Origin of the sequence: Streptomyces sp. WELS2, from assembly GCF_013870595.1 — a bacterium.
Classification (GTDB): Bacteria; Actinomycetota; Actinomycetes; order Streptomycetales; family Streptomycetaceae; genus Streptomyces.
This window is the reverse complement of record NZ_JACBWZ010001353.1, coordinates 1-1,054: the sequence shown is the minus strand read 5'-3', so window position 1 is coordinate 1,054 and position 1,054 is coordinate 1. Positions and strand designations below refer to the sequence as shown.

Genomic DNA, 1,054 nt, shown 5'->3' with positions numbered 1-1,054 from the left:
CGGGCGCGGGGAACCGTGCCGGGAGAGGCGGCAGCGGGGACAGAGGCAGTCGCTCGCGGGGTCGACTTCCTCGAACATCGGAGCGGTCATGCGATCTGCCTCACATTCTGGGAGATGTGTCCGCGAGTGCGCACGTTGATCAGTTTCCCAACCGCCTTGGAATCGCGCATTCTGACGGTCCGAATGATGTACGCGGACCCTCCGGGCGGGGTACGGGCCACCGGAAAGCGGTCCGGAGCACCCCTGAGGTTCCGGTAGAGTTTTCCCTGTCAGCAGGCGCCGCTAGCTCAGTTGGTTAGAGCAGCTGACTCTTAATCAGCGGGTCCGGGGTTCGAGTCCCTGGCGGCGCACCGACGGAAAAGCCCCTCGCTTCGGCGGGGGGCTTTTCGTCTGCCCGGGGTCGGGACGGGCGGTTACGCTCTGGCCATGGCAGCCCGGGACCTTCAGGAGCGGATCAAGAAGCTGATCGTGGACGGGCGGCTGCCCTCGGGCGCCCCGCTGCCCACCGAGCCGGAGCTGATGCGGCTGCTCGGGGCGAGCCGGAACTCGGTGCGGGAGGCCCTGAAGGCGCTCCAGGCGATGGGCATCGTGGAGATCCGGCACGGCTTCGGGACGTACGTCGGCTCGATGTCGTTCGCGCCGATGATCGAGGGGCTGGCCTTCCGGACCGTGGCCGGCCACTACCGGGGCGAGGACTCCCTGCTCCAGCTGCTGGAGCTGCGCGAGGCCGTGGAGACGGGACTGGTGTCGCGGCTGGCCGGGCGGCTGGAGGAGGCGGACCTGGCCGAGCTGGACGCGCTCGTCGACCGGATGGAGCGGGAGGCCGCCGAGGGCACCGGGCTCGCCGGGACCGACCGCGCCTTCCACGCCACCTTGTACCGGGGCCTGGACAACGTGCTGCTCGGCGAGGTGCTGGAGGCGTTCTGGGACGCGTTCCACCGGGTGCGGCGCGACCTGGCGGCCATGCCGCAGGACCCCCGGGTCACCTGCCGGCAGCACCGGGAGATCGTGGACGCGGTGCGCTCCGGGGACTCCCTGCGGGCCGAGCGCGCCA

At 70.8% G+C, this 1,054-nt stretch carries 1 protein-coding gene and 1 tRNA gene; both read left to right on the top strand.

The window, feature by feature from the left end; genetic code table 11:
* Positions 1-276: 276 nt before the first annotated feature.
* A tRNA-Lys gene (locus H5J33_RS36315) sits at positions 277-350 on the top strand.
* A gap of 76 nt (positions 351-426) precedes the next feature.
* On the top strand, positions 427-1,054 hold a 628-nt coding region (locus tag H5J33_RS36310; RefSeq protein ID WP_181798926.1), incomplete at its 3' end, for a FadR/GntR family transcriptional regulator.